At 27.1% G+C, this 20,058-nt stretch carries 22 protein-coding genes and 1 pseudogene; 18 read left to right on the top strand and 5 right to left on the bottom strand.

The window, feature by feature from the left end:
- From BUA77_RS08940 to BUA77_RS08900, 9 genes are all read left to right on the top strand, one after another.
- Positions 1–596: YebC/PmpR family DNA-binding transcriptional regulator (locus BUA77_RS08940; RefSeq protein WP_072888036.1), on the top strand; the 596-nt coding region annotated here is incomplete at its 5' end.
- Positions 597–778: 182 nt separating this feature from the next.
- Complete coding sequence (locus BUA77_RS08935; protein WP_143151336.1) at positions 779–1,687, top strand: tyrosine-type recombinase/integrase; 909 nt, start codon at positions 779–781, stop codon at positions 1,685–1,687.
- A gap of 237 nt (positions 1,688–1,924) precedes the next feature.
- Positions 1,925–2,281: a hypothetical protein gene (locus BUA77_RS08930; protein ID WP_072889342.1), complete on the top strand. Its 357-nt coding sequence runs from the start codon at positions 1,925–1,927 to the stop codon at positions 2,279–2,281.
- Positions 2,282–2,389: 108 nt separating this feature from the next.
- On the top strand, positions 2,390–2,641 hold the full coding sequence (locus BUA77_RS08925) for a hypothetical protein (RefSeq protein WP_072889339.1): 252 nt from the start codon (positions 2,390–2,392) through the stop codon (positions 2,639–2,641).
- 409 nt (positions 2,642–3,050) lie between these two features.
- Positions 3,051–3,419, top strand: a complete 369-nt coding sequence (locus tag BUA77_RS08920; protein WP_072889337.1) for a hypothetical protein — start codon at positions 3,051–3,053, stop codon at positions 3,417–3,419.
- 111 nt (positions 3,420–3,530) lie between these two features.
- Complete coding sequence (locus BUA77_RS08915) at positions 3,531–3,902, top strand: hypothetical protein (RefSeq protein WP_072889335.1); 372 nt, start codon at positions 3,531–3,533, stop codon at positions 3,900–3,902.
- A gap of 180 nt (positions 3,903–4,082) precedes the next feature.
- Positions 4,083–4,598, top strand: a complete 516-nt coding sequence (locus BUA77_RS08910) for a hypothetical protein (protein WP_072889333.1) — start codon at positions 4,083–4,085, stop codon at positions 4,596–4,598.
- Positions 4,599–6,338: 1,740 nt separating this feature from the next.
- On the top strand, positions 6,339–6,743 hold the full coding sequence (locus BUA77_RS08905) for a hypothetical protein (RefSeq protein ID WP_072889330.1): 405 nt from the start codon (positions 6,339–6,341) through the stop codon (positions 6,741–6,743).
- 147 nt (positions 6,744–6,890) lie between these two features.
- Complete coding sequence (locus tag BUA77_RS08900; RefSeq protein WP_072889328.1) at positions 6,891–7,334, top strand: helix-turn-helix domain-containing protein; 444 nt, start codon at positions 6,891–6,893, stop codon at positions 7,332–7,334.
- A 1-nt stretch (position 7,335) separates the two neighbouring features.
- Here BUA77_RS08900 and BUA77_RS08895 read toward each other — a convergent pair whose 3' ends face one another.
- Positions 7,336–7,740 (bottom strand): four helix bundle protein, encoded by a 405-nt coding sequence (locus tag BUA77_RS08895; protein WP_159428975.1) that lies wholly within the window; start codon positions 7,738–7,740, stop codon positions 7,336–7,338.
- Between the two features lie 173 nt (positions 7,741–7,913).
- Between BUA77_RS08895 and BUA77_RS08890 the strand changes: the two genes are divergently transcribed.
- Both BUA77_RS08890 and BUA77_RS08885 read left to right on the top strand, forming a co-directional pair.
- Positions 7,914–8,246, top strand: a complete 333-nt coding sequence (locus tag BUA77_RS08890; protein ID WP_072889326.1) for a hypothetical protein — start codon at positions 7,914–7,916, stop codon at positions 8,244–8,246.
- A 539-nt stretch (positions 8,247–8,785) separates the two neighbouring features.
- Positions 8,786–9,448, top strand: coding sequence for an S-layer homology domain-containing protein (locus BUA77_RS08885; RefSeq protein ID WP_072889324.1), 663 nt, complete (start codon positions 8,786–8,788; stop codon positions 9,446–9,448).
- Between the two features lie 186 nt (positions 9,449–9,634).
- On the opposite strand, the gene BUA77_RS08880 is transcribed toward BUA77_RS08885, so the two are convergent.
- The 3 genes from BUA77_RS08880 to BUA77_RS13860 all read right to left on the bottom strand — a co-directional run bounded on the left by BUA77_RS08880 (position 9,635) and on the right by BUA77_RS13860 (position 10,404).
- Entirely contained in the window at positions 9,635–9,874 is a 240-nt protein-coding gene (locus BUA77_RS08880; protein ID WP_072889322.1) for a hypothetical protein, read from the bottom strand.
- Between the two features lie 175 nt (positions 9,875–10,049).
- Complete coding sequence (locus BUA77_RS08875; protein WP_072889320.1) at positions 10,050–10,241, bottom strand: hypothetical protein; 192 nt, start codon at positions 10,239–10,241, stop codon at positions 10,050–10,052.
- Between the two features lie 25 nt (positions 10,242–10,266).
- Positions 10,267–10,404 (bottom strand): hypothetical protein, encoded by a 138-nt coding sequence (locus BUA77_RS13860; protein WP_159428974.1) that lies wholly within the window; start codon positions 10,402–10,404, stop codon positions 10,267–10,269.
- A gap of 349 nt (positions 10,405–10,753) precedes the next feature.
- Here BUA77_RS13860 and BUA77_RS08870 point away from each other — a divergent pair, with 349 nt between their 5' ends.
- From BUA77_RS08870 to BUA77_RS08850, 5 genes are all read left to right on the top strand, one after another.
- Entirely contained in the window at positions 10,754–12,313 is a 1,560-nt protein-coding gene (locus tag BUA77_RS08870; RefSeq protein ID WP_072889318.1) for an AAA family ATPase, read from the top strand.
- 370 nt (positions 12,314–12,683) lie between these two features.
- Complete coding sequence (locus BUA77_RS08865; protein WP_084605669.1) at positions 12,684–13,217, top strand: type III toxin-antitoxin system ToxN/AbiQ family toxin; 534 nt, start codon at positions 12,684–12,686, stop codon at positions 13,215–13,217.
- A gap of 803 nt (positions 13,218–14,020) precedes the next feature.
- Positions 14,021–15,601, top strand: coding sequence for an Ig-like domain-containing protein (locus BUA77_RS08860; protein WP_072889316.1), 1,581 nt, complete (start codon positions 14,021–14,023; stop codon positions 15,599–15,601).
- 356 nt (positions 15,602–15,957) lie between these two features.
- A complete protein-coding gene (locus tag BUA77_RS08855; RefSeq protein ID WP_072889313.1) occupies positions 15,958–16,401 on the top strand; it encodes a hypothetical protein in 444 nt (147 codons plus the stop codon).
- A gap of 495 nt (positions 16,402–16,896) precedes the next feature.
- Positions 16,897–18,333 (top strand): hypothetical protein, encoded by a 1,437-nt coding sequence (locus BUA77_RS08850; protein ID WP_072889311.1) that lies wholly within the window; start codon positions 16,897–16,899, stop codon positions 18,331–18,333.
- 88 nt (positions 18,334–18,421) lie between these two features.
- Here the strand turns inward: BUA77_RS08850 and BUA77_RS08845 are convergent, their stop codons facing one another.
- Complete coding sequence (locus tag BUA77_RS08845) at positions 18,422–18,718, bottom strand: hypothetical protein (protein WP_072889309.1); 297 nt, start codon at positions 18,716–18,718, stop codon at positions 18,422–18,424.
- Positions 18,719–18,857: 139 nt separating this feature from the next.
- On the opposite strand from BUA77_RS08845, the gene BUA77_RS08840 reads away from it, so the two are divergent.
- Together BUA77_RS08840 and BUA77_RS13540 are read left to right on the top strand one after the other, a co-directional pair.
- Positions 18,858–19,505 (top strand): hypothetical protein, encoded by a 648-nt coding sequence (locus BUA77_RS08840; protein ID WP_072889307.1) that lies wholly within the window; start codon positions 18,858–18,860, stop codon positions 19,503–19,505.
- A gap of 389 nt (positions 19,506–19,894) precedes the next feature.
- A pseudogene (locus BUA77_RS13540) lies at positions 19,895–20,058 on the top strand (IS110 family transposase); the annotation flags it as partial.

Genomic DNA, 20,058 nt, shown 5'->3' with positions numbered 1-20,058 from the left:
AATACAATGCAGCACTAAAAACAGCTATAGACAAAGCTAAAGCAAATAATATGCCTAATGATAATATAGAAAGAGCTATTAAAAAAGGTACAGGAGGGCTTGATGGAGATAATTATGAAGCTGTTGTATATGAAGGATATGGACCTGGTGGAGTTGCAGTTATTGTAGAAGCTTTAACTGATAATAAAAATAGAACAGCTGGAAATGTAAGATACTATTTTGATAAGAATGGTGGAAATCTAGGAACTTCAGGTTGTGTAGGATTTATGTTTGATAGAAAAGGTCAAATAATGATTGGAAATGAAGGTGTAGATGAAGAAGAATTAATGGATGTAGCACTTGAAGCTGGAGCAGAAGATTTTATAACAGAAGAAGATGGTTTTGAAATAATAACAGCTCCAGAAGATTTTAATGCAGTAAGAGATGCGTTAGCTGAAAAAGGATATGAATTTATATCAGCAGATGTAAAAATGCTTCCTCAAACTACAACTAAACTTGAATCTGAAGAGCAAGTTAAGGCTATGAATAAAATGATAGATATGATGGAAGATGACGATGATATACAAGAAGTGTATCACAACTGGGAAATGGAGTAGAAACGTTTAAATTCCAACGGTTTAACGGATTAGCACATCATGTTCTATGATGGTATACATCACAATTTTTTATGGTTGATGATATACATTTAAGTTTTTGATTTTGAGTTAAGGATATACACTATGAACATCACCTTTTTATATGGACATGTATCAAAATGTCTGTAGAGGAAGGTGATTTTTTGTATGCAAAAGATGTTTTAAAGGAATATATTTTTGATTGTGAAATAAGGAAGTTATCAAAAAGAACTATAAAAACTTATAGAATAAATATATCTTTATTCTTAGATTTTTTAAAAGAAGAATATGATATTGAAGATATAGAAGAAATTAGACATCAACATATCAAACAGTATTTCAAGTTTTTGATGAAAAAAGATTTATCTGAAACATATATAAATAGTATATTGAAATGCTTGAGGTCTTATTTTAGATATGCTATTTCAGAGGATTATGTAGTAAAAAATATTTGTGATAAAGTCCCCTGGCAAAGAGAAAAGAAGGTTATGATTGAAACTTTTTCAGATGATGAAGTTGTTAATATGATGAAAGTATATGGACATTCAAGTTATTTAGAAGTGAGGAATGCTACAATTCTTGCATTTTTATTTGATACAGGAATCAGAAATAATGAGTTGTGTTGTATTACAAATAAATATATAAAGGAAATGGATATATTGATTCAAGGAAAAGGAAACAAAGAAAGGTACGTTGCTATAAGTCCATATCTAAAAAAATATATGATTAAGTATGAAAGAATAAAAGAATTTTACTTCAAGTATAAAAATATAAAGTATGATAACTATTTTTTAAGTAGAACGGGTAAACCACTTACGATTGAAGCTGTAGAAAGAATTGTAAAACTAGCAGGAGAAAGAGCTAAAGTTAGAGATGAAATAAGATGTTCTCCACATACTTGTAGACATTACTTTGCACAAAAGAGTTTGCAGAACGGACTTGATGTATATAGTTTGAGTCGTATTTTAGGGCATGAAGATATATCTATAACTAAAAGATACTTACAATCTATGGAAGATAGAAAAATTGTAAGGATGTCTGTTAAGACAAGCCCTTTAATGAATTTAAAATGATAAAAATAAAAATGCAAAAGGATACGAGTTATTATGCTTCTATATAAAGCTATTATTTATTTTCACTACACATAAAAGATATCGAAATAATCTACCTTATATATCAAGAAATACGAAAGATTTAATTATTAAAAATTATACTATGTATCCTTTCTATGTAACTTTTTTATTAGCTAGGAAAGAAATGGTATGAACAGTTATCTCCTTTGCTTAAAAAGAAAAGCCTAATTTAATTGATTGGAAAAGAGAGATGAAGAATCTTTAGAACTGTCTAAAAAGGTAATAGAGCAGTTACTGAATCAAGAAAGTAAGCCTGTAAGAATATGCAAAGCCACTATACGAAGAAAGTTAGGCTTCAATACGCGGTTTAATAATAAGAAATTGGTTAAGACTCATAAATATATTGAAGAGATTAAAGAGGATATTGAGAGTTATAGAATAAGGAAGATTAAATGGGCTATCCATGAGATGATGGAAAAAGAGATGAAGATAATTCCTTATAAGGTTCAGTTGTATGCGGGATTTGGAGGGGTTAAGAAGGGGCAAATTAGAAAAATTATAGAGGAACAAGTGAATAAATTAATCATTAAATAATTTTAAATTTTAATGTTGTATAAAATAAAACTTTGGTTTATATTTATTATAATAATATTGGAAAAATTTATTTTTTATAATGGAAACAATGAGATTAGGAGTGAGTATATGTATTTACATAATGGTGAAAAATTTGAAGTGTTGAGGGAATATTATAATTTACCTAAGGATATGGAATTAAAAGAAAAACACATATTATCTAAAAATATAGAGGTTGACAGTATAATAGAGTATGTTTATGATAGTATCTCACAGTTTATAAAAGGTAAATTTTACATTGGCTCTGAAAGTTTAAAAGAATATATGAAGTTTTTATATATTAGGGTTCTTATGTACAAAAAACAGCTTAAAAGAAAGTAATTATATAAGTATTGAAAAATACTATAATGGTCTTAGTAAAGAAAAGAAAATAGAATTAAATATAAATACTAAAAGAACACTTGAGAGAAGATGGGTAGAATTTAACAAGAATAATAAAATATATAATGAAAGTCATAAGTTTGGTAGAAATAATATAAATAATAGACAAGGTCATCATTTAGCTTCAGAGCAAATTAATGAATTAGAATTTTTATTAAAATACTATGATAATCCAATTTTAAAGAAGATAAGAAACAATAAATTTTCGAAATTAAACTTTGATGAATTTAGGGAATATGTAAATTTAGCAAGAACAGAAATAAGCAATTCTAATGATGAATATAAAAATCTTAGATATTATAAGTTTGAGAGAAGAAATCATTTTGAATTATTAAAAAAAATTATAATTTTGGTAAATGATAAGAGCTACTCAATTGAAGAAAATAAAGAGACTTTTTTTACTTTTTTAAGTTTATTTTTTAAAATACCTGATATAAAAAATGTTTATAAATATGTAGAATTATTTTTTGATTTATCTGTTGACCAGTATGATGTACTATATTCAGAATTATCGCATTTGATTGAGAGACTATATACTTTATTAATCGGATACTCAATTTATATTGTCGAAAGCTATGATATAGAAGAACAATGTAGTTATGCAGAAAAAATAAAAAATGAATTTAAGGGACTATATAATTTTGAAGATTATTTTATAGAATTAAAAGGAACAGATGAACAAATTGCTATTGCTAATAAGATAATAAGTTTAATGTAATTATTAACTAGTGAATTTGTTTTTTAAAAAGTGTCGTGGTACAAAATTTAAAAGGCATGATACTATTTAAACATAGAAAGATTACTATAAAATAATTAAGGAGTGAGTTCTATGTTAAAGTTTATTGTTTTTTTATCAGATGACAAAGTTATAGGTTTGGATAGTAAAGAGGATGTTATAGGAGCTTTAGATGAATATTATGAAGAAAAAATAGCTGAATATTGTGAAGGTGAAGGGTTTGACTATGAGGATTTATCACCTAAAAAAAGAAGTGAAATTTGTTTTATGATTGGTTATGATGAAGGGGAATGCAGAGCATATAGAACAAGGAATGTTATAAAGGAAATAAAAGCATATGATATGTGTGACGAAGAAAAGGAAGAATTAATAGATGAATTAATGAGCCAAGATATTAATTTTAAGGTAGATGATTATGACGAACTATATGATATATTGCAAGAAGTAGATGAAATTGATATTTAATAAAGGACAATAAAGTCATAAAATAATGCATTGGAAGATAAGATTAATTTGATATCACCAATGCATTTTATTTTTTATTAATACTAAAATTTTTAGTAATTATTAGAGTAGTATATTCAAATACTTAAATTAAGTATAAATTAACTCCTTATTAATATACATAATAAGGGGTGAAAAAATTTGATAGATAGAAAACAGAATATGTTAAAAATAATATTGAATGCAAAAGAGAATATAATGGAATTTAATGAAAACTTACAATCAAAGAAAAAAGAGTTACCAGATATAAGAAGAATAAAAAGAGAATTAACTCAAATTGAGAATATAATAAAAAAGGTAAATGATTTATGCAAAGATGAAGATGGTGAACTTAATAGATTAATAACAGGTATAAACTTTTTACAAGTTGAAGAGTTAAAAACTAAAGTTGAGATACTGCAAGAAGTAATTGTATCAAATTTGCCAGAAGAAATGGAGCATGATATAGAAGAGGATAGTATGGATGAAGATGTATATAAAAATATTCAACTAAGATTAAATGGTGAATCGGGGAATATTCTTATTAGAGAGAAAAACGAAAATCTTGTAGTAAGTGTTACTGTTAAGAGTAAGAACTATTATGATTTTATAGTGAATGACCCATTGAGGGTTTATAATATAATATCATATATAAATACTAATTTTAACTATGAATAGGTAAATAATAAGTTTGTATGCATTTAGATATGTCTAATTAAAACAAACCCTTTTCATTTTTAAAATAAAGTCTTGTAATGAAAGAGTTTGTCTGATATAGGGGCAAAAAAATGGAAGTAAAAATAGAAAATACACGTTGATAAATAAGGGGAAAGAATCATGGTTTAAGCCTTGAATCTTTTCTCTTTTTTTATTGAAATATTTAAGGGAAAGTATTGTGAATTTAGAATAGAAAACCCCTTGAACCTCTCTAAAATAGAGGCTTTTGATGGATAATAAAATGGAAAAATAAATGGATTTATAATGAGATGAGTTGTTGCATTTTTGTAAATAAGAGCTGAAAAAATGGATTTTTAAATGGAAAAGAAAATTAAAAATTAAAAAATTGAATAATGACAGATGAAAATGTTTATTTTAAAATAAAATAAAGTTTTGGATTTGAATTGTATTAAAATGGAAAATAAAAAGCGTCATATTAAAAGACTTTATTTTAAAATGGAACGAAAGAATCAGGGTTTGAGAGGGGGGAAAATGAAAATGTTTATTTTAAACTCACATAGTAGGGAAAAGGTAAGGCTATAATTTTAAAAACGAAACGAAAATCATGGTAAAAATTGTAAGGGCGATGGATTAAGAAGGAATATCTTTCATAAAAAAACTTTATGTTCTTTATGTGAATGCTATATAGTAGATTCAATGGGTTTAATAGATTAATGTATATAAGATGGATGGGATTATAAAATTATTTAAAATAGTTTAGAAGTGGTTTTATAGAATTATACGAGTTAGATTAATTACATTATATGGAAGTGCTGCGGATTTATTTTTATGTGAGAAAATAAAAATAAAATGATTTCTATGGAATATTTTGCAATTTAGTTTAAGGATATAAATTCAGATGAGTTAGCAAAATAAATTTATTATAAAGAGTCATGTAAGTTTTGAGGCAGAAATGCTGAAATTTGCATGACTTTTTTTATTTAAGATGATGAAAACATAAAAATGAAAGCTAGCTGTATTAGCAAAAAAATCTCTTTCGCTGTAAAAAAATCTCTTCGGAGCAAAATAAACTTGTTCGTTAAGGACACGTAATTCAGATTAAAAATCTAGTTACGTGTCTTTTTTATTTTCACGACATCGGGGAGAAAAAATGGAAATAAAATAGAAAGAAAAGTAGAAAACATAAATGGAACCAATCTTGAGCCTTAATTCCTGCTCCATGGCACTCAAAAGCGAACGACTTTTTTTAACGAATTGAAGATAAAATGGATAAAAAAGTGGATGAAAAAAGGGCTGAAAAACGAAAGACTTTTTTTGACTGGAAAAATCAATGAGAAAAAGAAAAATGGATGAAAAGATAGATGGAATAAGGGGTTGAGCGATTTGGATGGGGTAGGGGAAAGCGAAAGAGATTTTTTTACGGATACATAGTTAGACTCAAGTTTTTAAGGGGAATGGTTCAAGCTTGTAATTGGATAATAATGTTGTGTGAAAAAGCAAATAAAGTTGTACTAAAAGAATAAAGTCATGATAAAAAGATAATAAAAATGGCTTAAGGAATTAAAGAGGAAATATGGCTCAAGGAATTTTCCCTATACACACATAAAGTTAAAATTCTTAAAATATCTATTTAAATCCTTACTCCAAATAAGCACTAAAATCTATGTGTTATACTAAAAACATCAAGGTAAGTAGAAATATTAGATATAAGTGTTAGCTCATGAGGAAGGAGAGAATATAATGAATAATATTAATGAATGTAAGGAATTTGATTTGGAAGTGTATGCGGTGGAAGTTTCGGCATTAAGAATGGTGCTTGAGGAAATGGAAGAAAATATTTATTACTATAAGCATGAAGACGAACATATGAAGATTTGGAGACATATGAGAGATGAGATAAGAAAAGTGATTAAAGCAGTATATAAAGATGGAAATTTAACAAAACAAAAAATAAAAACCGATACAAATGAATTTGTATATTATACCAGTTCAATAGAAAGATGTTTAAAATCAGAAAATATACATGAGAGGAAAGCGAAACATTTAAATAATGTATTGAAACGATTGGGAACGAGATATTGTGAGGTAACTTTTGATTTTCCTAAAGGATATGTGGAAGAGAGAATGAAGTCAAAAAGTTCTTGAAAGCAGTAATTATCTTTATTTAGAATACCTGAAATTGAAGGAACATGGAGAAAGGAAAAAGGATTAAGACATCCCCTGTACACAAAACAATAGGGAGTCTTGATTCAAGAACCTATCTCTAATATACTAAATGGAGGGTATTTACTAATGAAAGATAAAGAATTAATAGGTACAATAAGTACATTTTTAAAATATCGCAAAGAAAATGGGAACTTATCTCTAGAAGAAATCAGTAATAGAAGTGGACTTTCGGTTTCTTATATTAGCAGGTTATTAAATAATCAAATAGAATCACCTTCGCTCGAAACATTAATGGCATTATCTCAAGCGTTTGATACTACAATATATGAATTATTGAATATAAAGACTGAAGATGACAATGAGTTTATTCCCACTTTGGAGGAATTAATTCTAAGGAACAGATTTATCTATAATGGTAATGTTGTAGAACTCAATGTAAAAAAGTCAATAATAAATTTAATAAGTGCATTATTAGAATTTAATATGGACAACAATATTGAAGAAGTAGCTAATATATGTAATTTGTTGATGAAATATTCAGCAGAAAGAAAATGTAAAGAAGAAGCATAGATTATGCTCCTTCTTTTATCTGTTTTCCAAGTTTACGTATCATACCAACTAACATTCTGTTAAGTTCTTGATTGTATTTTTCAATCATGTCAAAATCTTCTTTAGTGATGTAATTATATCGAAATGCGATATCTGCGTGAGATAGAACTTCATTATTGCTTCCGATTGCATTTATTAGGAAAGAAATATATTTCTTGGAATATATGGCTACAGAGTTTCCTTCTGCTATATTGGCAGGAATTGACATACTGGCTCTAAGGAGCTGGTCTTTTAATATATATTTATGTTCACCAGGCAATTTCTTTATAATTTCTTGAACGATATCGCATAATTCTAAACTTTTTTGATAGACAATAAGTTTCCTAAAGTCCCTAACACTATAATTTTCAAAATCTATATTTTTCATAAACATCGCCTCCATTTTTGTTAGATTTAAGTGATAAGTAATAAGATGAAGGTATTATAAAAGATGATTATATCTATTTCAAATTACGAGATGATTTTTTTCTTGAAATAATAGACTATGATTTTTTATATTGAAAGAAATAAATGGATTTATAAAAAGGATGGAGGGATATAATGATGTTTATAGAAGGAATGTGGGTTGTAGCATTAATTTTGATTTTAAATGCTTTGTTTAGCTCGATTGTAAAGGGGTATGAAGAAAGGTATATGAATAGATTGAAAAGGGTGTATTATTTCGTTTTTGGAGTTATGTATATTGTAACTGTTGAAGAATTATGGTGCTATAAGGAAACATGGTTTAAGTTTGCTTTGGGAAGTTTAATAATATTGCTTTTCTTTACAGTGATATCAACTTTGTTAGATAATTTAGCTATAGAGGGTAATAGTATTGGGGTTTATTTTATTAAGATTAGAAAAATATATAGAAAATTTAGAAATAAAACTTGATTTTGCAGTTAGTAATATAGCATAATACTAAAGTCATTAAGAGGTTTTAATTTATTATAATTTGTGTATTTATCATAATAATTCTTCCCAAATAGCTTTAGATTTTATATCTAAAGCTATTTTTTTGTAAAAAATGAAATTAAACTTGACTTTTAAAAGAATAAATAGATATAACATATTTGTCTTTCTTATCTCATTAGTAATTTTAATTTTTTTGATTAATTTCTCCCAAATTGTGCATACAGCTCTAGTGTTAATTACTAGAGTTTGTATGCTATTTTTGCTAGGATAGAAATATTTTTTCGAAATTTCAATACTTTTACTTGAAGCTAAATTAATTGTCATTGTATACTTAATAGAGTATCAATATTTGGTATTTATTTATGTTGAGATTTAAGGATAAAGGAAAAGGTTCAAGAGATAAAAAAGATTCAAGGATAAAGAAAAAAAGGTTCAAGCAATTGAAAAGACTTAATTCATAAATCTTTATCCTTAAATCTAATAAAACAAGAATCTAAAAATAAGGGAGGCATTTTATTATGAAAAAAAGACTTTGTAAAACAATAATAACGATGATAATGGTATTAGGGATGTTTTGTAGCTTTTCTGCAACTACAATTGCTGCACCTGTTAAATTATCAGATGTGAAGGATAGTGATTGGTACTATAAATTCGTAAATAAGATGGTTGAAAAAGGTAGTGTTGGGGGTTATCCTGATGGAACTTTTAAGCCTAACAAAAATATGAGTGTATGCGAATTTACAAAAGTACTAATGTCAGAAATGAATATTGAATTTATTCCAGCTAAAAAAGGAGAACACTGGGCTACGAACTCTATGGAGAAGGCTCAAGAATTAGGGATAATTAAGGCTCAAGAGTTTTCAAAGAGTGATTGGGATAGACCAATAACTAGATTTGAAATGGCGAGAATGTTTTCAAGAGCCATGAGTGAATCATATCCATCAAATATGGAAGAATTTAAGTATCAAATTACTGATTTTGAGACTATGACTAAATCTCAACAAGATATTGCATTAAAAGTGTATGTTCTTGGAATAATCTCTGGATATCCAGATGGTAGTTTTGGACTTAATAATAATGCAACTAGAGCAGAAGCGTGTACTATGCTTGCTCGATACAATTATAAGGAATATAGGAATGTACCAGTTTTAAGGGATTTTGATGTGACGAATATTGATTAAATTGAAAAGATTCAAGGGTAAAGGAAAAAGGGTCAAGTGATAAAAAATACTTAATTCATAAATCTTTATTCTTAAATCTAAAAATAAATCTCTATACTTAAATCTTGAATATACCTAAAATAGTGTTTCGCCACTTTGAAGTTAAAAAACGTCCATATGGACGTTTTTTAGTGTTAAGGCTTATTATTAATATTTATACAAGTTGTTTTTCTTATTTATTATTTCTGCTGCTAAAAGTAATGATTCTCTTTCTTTTTTATCCATCTCAAAAGACAAAAAATCAACTGCAAAAGTGCGAATTAAATTATAAGCAGCTCGTATTCTGTCTTCTTTTTCAAAATTTTCTACTACATAATACATACAAGCCGTTCCTACATCTGTAGCCTTGGCGTTTTTCATGCAATCTAAAACTTTATTCATATCCATGTATAAAATCACCTCTATATTTTTATAATATTCCTAACAAGAGATAAAAAGATTTAAGGGCAAAGGGAAAAGGTTGATTGAAAAGATTCAAGGATAAAGAAAAAAGGCTCAAGAGACAAAAAAATACTTCCTCCATAAATCTTTATCCTTAAATCTAATAAAAAATACTTGTTATTTATTCTTCAACTTTTACATGCTTCGGATACTTTAGTAATTGCCCGCAAAATGGACAAGGATTTATATTGTATGTTGGATAGTTCGTACAAGTGGGACATTTAGGTAACATGTATGCGATTGCTTTATCTCCAATTCCCAAAACTTCTTCTTCGACATACTCGATATCAACAATTACATTCTTTTTATTCACATTTTACACTCCTTTGATATAGTCTTTATTTTCCCCAATTAGCATATATTTCTTTAATTAATTTGTCAGCTTCTTCATATGTTTTTGGTAAAGGGTTAATGAATATATTAAGTTCTTTTCTTAATCGTTTTAATTCTTTAATTTGATTATCTGTTATTGACATATGAATACCTTCTTTCTTTTATTTTGTTATAAACCTAAATTATAATTATATTAAACATTGAGATAAAGAAGTATTTCAAGTCTTATGTTGTAAATTAATGCGAGTTTTTTTGAAGTTGCTTGTGAACAATCTATATAATGCGTTCATAAAAAATTAAGGAGGGATTAATTAAAATAAGACAACTTACAAAAAACTATACTCATTGAAGATGGTTGATTTTTTAAGTATAATAAAACCATACAAAGGAATTGAAATGCTTAATGAGGTGAAATAGCCTAAGGATACTTAAATCTTTATATTAATTAAAAAAGGAAAGAATATAAAATAGATTAATTGAAAGGTGGGAAGAATGTTGATATATCTAAACACTAATAAGCCTTTAGAAAATTATAAAGAACTTTTTAATGAAATGTTTTTTGTAGATAAATCAGAAATAATCGGATTACTTAATCAAAAAATATTTACTAAAAGTAAATATATTTGTATAACAAGACCAAGAAGGTTCGGAAAATCAAGTGTTGTAGATATGTTAGGAGCATATTATTCTAAAGCAGTGGATTCAAGGTACATTTTTGATAATCTTAAAGTAAGTAAAACTAAAAATTATAAGGAACATATAAATAAATACAATGTTATAAATATAAATTTTAATAAACTACCTAGAACGTGTAACGGATATGAAGATTATATAAATATGATAAAGGATTCTTTAGTAAGTGATATTGAAAAGTTTTGTCCAAAGATAAGGGAGGGGAAATATTTTTCAATACCAGATATGATTTATGATACAGGCGAGAAATTTATTTTTATATTCGACGAATGGGATTACATTTTTAATAATAACCTTTTCGAAGAACATCAAAATGATTTCCTAGAGTTTCTAAGAAATTTATTAAAAGACCAGCCGTATGTAGCACTTGTGTATATGACAGGAGTTTTGCCTATAAAAAAATATTCTAGTGGGTCAGCACTTAATATGTTTGATGAATATACATTTCTAAAAGATAGAATATTTGGGGAGTATTTTGGATTTACAGAAAAAGAAGTTATAGATTTATGTAGTAAAAATAAAGAAATAAGTTTTAAGGAACTTGAAAGTTGGTATAACGGATATTTTACAGCAAATGGAATTAAAATATACAACCCACGTTCAGTAGTTAAGGCACTTCAAAATAATTACTGTGAAAGTTATTGGACAAATACTGGCAAAATGGATGAAGTAGCAGAATATTTAAAATATAACACCTTAGAAATCAGAGACGATGTTATAGAAATGGTTAGTGGTGAGGAAGTTGATATAACAATAGATGAAGAATTTAGAGCAGGTCAAAAAGCCCCAAGGACAAAAGAAGAAATATATTCAGCGATGATAGTTTTAGGTTTTTTGTCCCACTATGATGGATATTTAAGAATACCAAATAAAGAACTTATGAAGGAGTTTGAAAAAGCATTAAAAGATGAGTCTTTTGGTTATGTTTCAGAGATAATAGAAAATTCAAAGAAAATGTTAAAAGCAACACTGAATATGGACACTAAAACTGTAGAGTCAATTCTTCATGATATTCATAATTCTGAAATACCCATACTACAATACAATGATGAAAATAGTTTATCTTGTGTGCTTACATTAGCTTATCTTTCGGCAAGAGATATCTATAGAGTAGAAAGAGAAGAGAAAAGTGGAAAAGGATATGCAGATTTTACATTTCATCCAAGAAGAAAAAATGATGCAGCTTTAATCGTTGAACTTAAAAAGAATGAAACTCCAGAAACAGCTATAAGTCAAATAAAAGAAAAAGAATATGTACAGGAGTTTATAAAAGAATATAAAAATAGAAAAATATTGGCAGTTGCAATATGTTATGATTCTAAGAGTAAAGAACATCATTGTAAAATTGAAGAAATCTAAAAGAAGATTCAAGGATAAAGGAAAAGGTTGATAAAAAAGGTTCAAGGATAAAGAAAAAAAGGTTCAAGAGATAAAAATACTTCCTCCATAAATCTTTATCCTTAAATCTAATAAAAAATACTTCCTCCGTAAATCTTTTTCTTCTGTTGACAATTTGCATAAAATCTTGTATAATCTACGTAAGAAAAGAAGTTCTTAATTCTAAGTGTTTCGCCACTTTGAGAGCGACCTATAATTCTAAGTGTTTCGCCACTTTGAGAGTGACCTATAATTCTAAGTGTTTCGCCACTTTGAGAGCGACCTATAATTCTAAAAATAAAGATAAGGATTTATTCCTTATCTTTTGTTCTTTTTGAGGGGAGCTTTACCAATGAGCAATATAAATTTTTATGAAGTAACCGAAGACTATATTGATTTTTTGCAAAAATCAGAGATTCAGAGTAGGGGATTTACTCGAATTCCAAATATTGGATATAATACGCATGAAAAATTTGTATGTGGAATTGTTTTAAATATTAATAATTTAAATTATTATGCTCCAGTTTCGTCTTTTAAAAGACAGCAAAAAAGCAATATACTCATTAAAGATTTGCGAACGAATCAAATCTTAGGGTCTATTAGATTTAGTTTTATGTTTCCCATTCCTGAATCTGAATTGATTTACAAAGACTTTTCTTGTGAAGAAAGAAGATATGCTAGATTACTTCAAAAAGAATATGATTTTTGTAACAGATATTATTCATCTATACTGTTAAAAGCTAATCGTATTTATCAAATGATTATAAATAATTATAATCCTAGATTTAATAATGATTGTTGTGATTTTAGGTTATTAGAGAAAAAGAGTTTAGAATTTGAAGCTATAAAACAGACAAAACAAGAAGTTGCAGTAACAAAAGAATAGTGTTTTCATCAAATTTTTCATTTAAAAGCTAGAGTGATGTAAATACTCTAGTTTTTTTATGCACTATAATATTTTGTGAACGCATTATATTATATTTATAGCAAATTGTCAAGAGAATCTTTTTACTTGAAATATATAGATTTAAGAAATTTAGGAATATGACTCAAGAGATAAAAAAGACTCAAGGATAAAGGAAAAAGGTTCAAGCAATTGAAAACACTTAATCAAGTATTTTTTGAAATTTTAGATAAAAAATACTTCCTCCATAAATCTTTATCCTTAAATCTAAAAATAAATCAATAACTAAATGATACTTATGTTGCTATTATATAATATATATATGTATATAGTAAAACTCGCAAAACCCTTGATACAACTAGATTAGAGTTGATTTTCGTGCGACAAAAAATATTAAAAAATCCTTTTTCGTTGTATGTTATACTAATAATAACAGGCGAATAAATAAGAGATAAAAAAGATTCAAGGATAAAGGAAAAAGGTTCAAGCAATTGAAAAGACTTAATTCATAAATCTTCATCCTTAAATCTAAAAATAAATCTAATAAAACAAGAATAGAAATATTTTTTCGAAATTTCAATACTTTTACTTGAAGCTAAATTAATTGTCATTGTATACTTAATAGAGTATCAATATTTGGTATATTATTCATATTGAGATTCAAGCGATTGAAAAGGTTTATGGGTAAAGAAAAAAGATTCAAGTGATAAAAAATACTTCCTCCATAAATCTTTATCCTTAAATCTAATAAAACAAGAATCTAAAAATAAGGGAGGCATTTCATTATGAAAAGAAAAATTAGTATCTTCGGAATATCTAGTTTCCTAATCATGGTAGTAATGCTTGTTACAGTATTTGCCAATGAAGGATTTAAGATTTTTCCACAAAAAGAAAATGTAAGTAAAAATAAAGTATGGACAGTGAAGTTTAATAAGAAAATTGATAAAAGTACAGTGAGTGATGACAGTATTAAGGTGCAAGATAGTAAAGGAGAAAATGTAGAAGTAAAGACCAAGATTAAAGGAGAAAACGAAATTACTGTGACTCCTATTTCGAATTATAAGGAAGGTGAAACATATACTTTATTTGTTTCAGATAAAGTAAAAGCTACAAATGGAGAATCTCTTAAACAACAAATAAAAATGGATTTTAAAATTAAGCCTGCTCCCCAACCCCTTGAATCTAACTTTGTTTACAAAGACATAAGCGTATATGATGGTATTTACTTCGATGATTTTGTTAATCAAGTAATGGGAGCTTTAGGATATCAGGGTGGTGTTCAAACTCTTATAGATAAAAAGATTATTGACCCATTAGATTTTCCTAAATATCATAAGCAAATGATTCGTAAAGAAGCAGCAAGAGTTGTATGGGGACTGTTAAAGGATAAAGGGCTTGTAAAGGCTCAAGGCTTAGGATATAAGGATTATAGAGGTAATTTAAAAGATATTTACATGATAGTACCTGAATATCAAGAAGAGACAGTTTCTTGTTATATGACTGGTATTATGGGACTTACAGAGGATGGTAAGTTTAGACCGTATGGATTCGTGTCTAAAGAGGAGCAAGATTATTTGCTAAAGCAAATAAAAAGAGTAAAGGATAATGGTGGAGTAGAGATTAAAAAAGGAATTACTCCGAAAGCAATGCCTGATTATCCAAAACCAAAAAAGAATAAAATAAGTGATTTTTCAAGAATTTATCCTTATGTTCCTGTTAGTTATTATGAAAACGAGATAGGAACACAAATGGCTTATGGTAAATCATATCGTACAAATAATATAACAATAAATGAAATGTGGCCATGGACTAAAGATTTCTACAAACAAGCACAGAATTTCGTAAAAACTTATTATACTTTTGCTTACGATAATTTAGATGAAAAGAAATATATAAAGGATGTATATAGTGATTTAGAAGCATATACAGATTATAAAGGAAGATTGAAGTATTTTCTTCCGTCTGCTACAAAAGGAATGATAAAATATGCTGAACCTGGGGAGAAATTTATTCCAATAGAAGATTTTATAGATTTAAGAATTAGTAACTTTAAAAAACATAAAGTAGTATGCCAAACAGAATTCATTACAGATAGTTCATTGTTTTATGATGGTGGAGGTTTTACTCAAAAGGGACAATTGAGAATTATTTATTATCCTGAAACAAGTAAAGAATATTTAGATGTTTTAGGATTAAAGGCAGGAGTTTGGTATACTGTTGATTCATTTATTATAGAATCATTTACAAATAAAAGTACTTGGGATGTTTTTAAATATCCAGTTGCATATATAATAGGCGATATAATATCATTTGAAAACCCTTTACAAGCGGAAGGCTATCAACAATTTTATAAAGTAATGAAATAAAAAAAAGTGAGGGATTTATTCTCTCACTTTTTTTAGATTCTATGTAGAAAAAGAAGTAAATATTAGATTGAAGAATTTAAGAAATATGGTTCAAGCGATTGAAAAGGTTTATGGGTGAAAGGAAATAACTCAAGGATTAAAAAATACTTGAAACAACGATATATAACATTATAATATATTACACATTCATTATTAGGAATTGATGATATATCTTTTCCGATGACAACTAAATATTAACCTTTGGTTAGTTGGTTGTATGTTCAAGCGATTAACTAATCAAAGGTATTCATCATTCCTTTAGATTAGTTAATTTATGAGTAATAAATTTAAAATTTAATCTAGAGGAGATGATGTTTATGAAAGAAATTTTCAAAATAGTTTTAGTGCCACTACTTATATTTATTGGCTCTGAAAAACTAGGAAAATCTTTTATAAATTTCATCGGACATAGATTAAACAGGTATTTTACTAATCCTCATTCTTTAGGAGGCAGAATCGTGACTCAAATAAATAATAAACCTAAACTCAAGGATGTATTATCTTTTTTGTTATTTGTTTTTCTTATTATTGCAGTTTTTTGGGTATATTGTACTCCCGATAAAGAATTACAATATCAAAAAGAGATTAAAATTTTAGAAAAACAATTGCAAAACGAAAAATATAAAAATCAAGAAATAAAAATAAAATATAACAAAGAAATTTTTGACTTAAAAAATCAATTAACTGAACAAAAAAGCCAAATTGAAATTCTAAAATTAAAAGAAAGTATCAAAAATAACCATACAAAGGAATCTAATTAAATATGTTCGATAATTTATAAAAGAACAAAAAAAATAACAGTGCTACGACACTGTTATTTTTTTTGAAATTAATCTAAAGGAATTTGATAATTTATAAAAGAAATTCTTCTAACATTATACGTATTCTTTAATGAAAGTCAAGTAAAATTTATACAAAAAATAAAAAATATTTATCTTAAAAATTTGAAAAACGAAAAATTATAAATATACTGTAGAAAAGGTTGATAAAAAAGATTCAAGGATAAAGAAAAAAGGTTTAAGCAATTGAAAACACTTAATCAAGTATTTTTTTGAAATTTTAGATAAAGAATACTTCCTCCATAAATCTTTATTTTTAAATCTAATAAAAAATACTTCCTCCATAAATCTTTTTACTTAAATTTAAAAAAGGGGTGATAAAATTGATAAATCAATTTAAAGGATTATGGAAAAAGTTAAAAAGGATTAAACCATAAGCCATAATAGTTAATCCTTTCCCAAAAAGGGGGTGTACAATTGAATAAATTAAAAACAAAAATTAGTATATATTTGATTTTAGTAATGATTTTTACAATACTTATGCCTTATTTACACGAGATAAAAGCAGAAGAAGTAAGATTTGATTTAATTTATCAGATTCAACAAGATACTGTAAATATAGATAAATATGGTAATGCATGGTTTATTGCAAAAGCTAAAAGGGCGACTACTGGTATTAGGTTTAGAACTATCGGGTTTACGGCTAGGTTTGAAAAAAAAGGTGGAACTCCATTAGGAATTACAACAAGATTCAAAATGGAAGAAGTCCCACCAAAACCAGGAGAAGAGCCTCCTGCTGGATACTATACCTATACTAAATATTCCATTCCAGTAACAAATCCAGATGGGACAGCACAAACCAGTATCATAGACCGTTTTATTGTAGATAATCCAACTAAAGCAGATGAAATCAGGCAAGCATTTGTAAATGGTGGAACAATGTATCTTGATGCCGTCTTTACTATTGTAGAGAATGGAAAAAGATTAGGAAGTATGGATATGGATGGAAACCTTACAGGAGAAACGTATACTACATTAAAAGGAATTCAAAATGCTAGAGGTTGGGCTAGACCTGATTTATTTAAGGATTATTTTAATAAACCTATTCCAATAACAGAAGGACAATTAACAGTAGAAGTACCAGTTTATGCAACTTATTGGTTAACGACTGGTCAAAGATTAGACCCTCAAGGACATCCAGACCTAATTGAAACCGTATATATGAAAAAAGGAGAAAACAAAACAGTTACAGTAAATGCATTAAGATTCCCTGGATACAAATTAGTAAGTAGTGCTTTTAATTATACTGGAAAAGGAGGAGTAGATGATGAACAAATAGTAACTGGAGATGGAGCAGCAACAAGAAATATTCCCGTAAAAGCAGAGGCAAAGAACTACGTATATTTCTATTATCAGGCTATTACTTGCCCAGGAGACCCTAGTTGTCCACAACTAGTAGATGGAGATATAATCTTTACTCCAAATACATCATTTGATATTTCAGGGAACAGAGACGGTTGGGTAAATGAGGATATTAGAGTAAAAATAGAAGTAGAAAGCAGTAAAAAAGAAGTTACTATGACAGATTCAGAATCAAGAGGATATAAATACAAAGTAAAACATAGAAGTTGTCATAGAAATTCAAAGGGGAAAAGGCGTTGTCACACATATTATACTACAGAACATGGTTCAACTTCATGTAGATTTGAACAAAAATGGACAGTAAATACTTTGGAAGTGTGGGGAGAAGGATATACTTTATCAGGAAGCCAAGTAAATATTCCAAGACAGATAATATCAGATGGTGGTACTATTACAATATCTCAAGAATTAAAAGATATAACTTTACACGCTAAAGTAGATAGTTGGACTAAAGGTTCTAAAAGATTTATATGTGGGGGACCACCTAATTGAAATTTAGGGTTATGGGAGGAAGAATACAAGGGGAAAGAGTGAATTTGTTTAAAATAACTAAAAAAGAAATAGGGTATAATTTCCTATTTCAATATTTGGAGATTTCAAATTCGATTTTTTTTAGAAACTTTTGTATATTAGTAGTATCATTAATTAAGTGTGAATAATATTCTTCAGTCAATGAATTTTTTAATAGAGCATAAATATTTTCAAATGCATTTATATGGTTTTGAGTATCATGAGAATAATGGCAAGGTAATATGAAATCTGTTAATAAAATCATAAATGATTCATCTAAAGATTTACATATATTTTTTGATAAATTGAGTTCAGCACATCTCTTTAAATAATTAAATTCTATTCTTAAAAGTTCTATACTTATCATAGAAAATCACTCCTTTTTAATTGATTTTCTGCATTATATTCGCAAGTAGAAGCGAAATCAAATTATTAGAAGGAGAAATTTTAGAAAATATGATACAGGGAGTTTTATATGAAGATAATCAAAAGAAAGAAGTGATAAAATGAAAGACAAGTACGATTTATCTTTGCGAGAAAGTATGTTTTTAGCCAAGAAACTTTTAGTAGACAGTATATATAATAGTGCTAGAATGGAAGATTGTAATATAGAATTTGCAGATGTTCAAACTATGATAGATGATGTAAGTGTTGCGGATTTAAAGATAGAAGATGTAGAAGGAGTATTGGGGATTAGAGATGCATGGAAATACGTTTTGAATAGTATAAATGACCTTTTGAATCTAGAATACATATGTAGAATAAACTCTTTAATATCAAGAAATGAAAACGGTATTTTGGGAGCATCACAGAAAGATAAAAGGAATGAAAAACTTGATTCAATACTATTAAATAATTCATCTGCTACAGAAAAAGCTATAGAATTATTCTTATGGAGTTGTAGGTATAAGCTATTTGATAGTTACAATAAAAGTACAGGTCTTATAATAGCTAATAAACTCCTTATATCAGAAGGAAAAGGTCTATTGATTATAAAAGAGAAGAATTTAAAAAAATTTAACAAACTACTTGTAGAATCTTACAAGAGTAAAAATTGTTCCGAGATTAGTAATTTTTTACACAAAAAGTGCATATATGGATTAGAGATAGATAGAAAATTAAAGCAGAAGTATAAAGAGAATAAATTTGAATAAAAAACTTGAAAAGTGATGAGAGATTTTATAAACTGAAAAAGTTAAAATATACAAGGTATTTATTAAGACAAGAGATTATTAGCAACGCCTTCTTTAGCTTTATAATGATAATTTAAAAGTAAAAAGATAAGGACATTTACATAGATAATGTAGGTGTTCTTATTTTTTTTATTATAAAGAGAAAAAAGACTTGAAAATAAACGTGAAGGTTCTATATATTGATAAAACAGTATCAAAGTAGGAATTTATAAAACATATAAGATTAAAGGAGCATTCCTGTAATGAATAAATTTGAACTTTGATAAAAAAAGTACCTCCTGATAGAATACAGGGTGTAAGATTGCAACTTACCCCGAATTAAAATAAGACTATCAATGGAGGTACTACAAATGAATTATACACAAAATAAAAAGATTTCGCAAATAACAGAATCAACTTTAATTATCGGAATAGATATAGCTAAGCATTCACATGTTGCTAGAGCTCAAGATTTTAGAGGAATTGAATTAGATAAGTATATTGAAGTTTCAAATTCTATTGAAGGGTTTAATAA

Origin of the sequence: Tepidibacter formicigenes DSM 15518 (assembly GCF_900142235.1) — a bacterium.
GTDB classification, from domain to species: Bacteria; Bacillota; Clostridia; order Peptostreptococcales; family Peptostreptococcaceae; genus Tepidibacter; species Tepidibacter formicigenes.
The sequence above is the reverse complement of the archived record's forward strand: the minus strand, read 5'-3'. Positions and strand labels throughout refer to the sequence as shown.